Source organism: Proteus vulgaris (assembly GCF_016239305.1).
Taxonomy (GTDB): Bacteria; Pseudomonadota; Gammaproteobacteria; order Enterobacterales; family Enterobacteriaceae; genus Proteus; species Proteus vulgaris_C.
Window position 1 is genome coordinate 1 of record NZ_JAEHOQ010000072.1, and the last position, 515, is coordinate 515.

Genomic DNA, 515 nt, shown 5'->3' on the forward strand with positions numbered 1-515 from the left:
GGAATTTCTACCATTTTGCTATAATGACGGTAATTGGCTTTATGTAGCCTCATATATTCTTTGTAGTAAGGATCATTAAATTCAGGAATATCACCGGGGTAAGCATTGGGATCGACCTCCCATTCCACTTTGACCCATTGATTCGGCGTCCACTTGGCGGGCACGACAATACAACAGGTTCCGCCACCCCCTTTGCCATAATAGCCATTGACCATAAACCAATTCACCGAGGTACCTTTGACATGGTTAAAGCCGTGTAAATTCCCAGCAAGGTAGTTATCTTGTGGTTTTTCCTTGGGAAACAACAGTGAGCTCATGGCAACAATGGCAAGAATAACACCAACGACAATAATTTTTTTACGGGTTATTTTTTCGAGCATATTTCTGGCTCCTCCATATCATCAGGTTCATTGACAGGATAGTCAGGATGCCCCCATGATTTACAAGACAAGGTGATCTTGACTTCTTGGCAGGGAAGAAAATGCACTTTGACATCACAGGGGGCGTCATATTCG

Annotated in this window: 1 protein-coding gene; it reads right to left on the reverse strand. The window is 43.3% G+C overall.

The window, feature by feature from the left end; translation table 11 throughout:
- On the reverse strand, positions 1 to 380 hold a 380-nt coding region (locus JEP40_RS19015), incomplete at its 3' end, for a DUF3304 domain-containing protein (protein ID WP_232799368.1).
- Positions 381 to 515 lie beyond the last annotated feature (135 nt).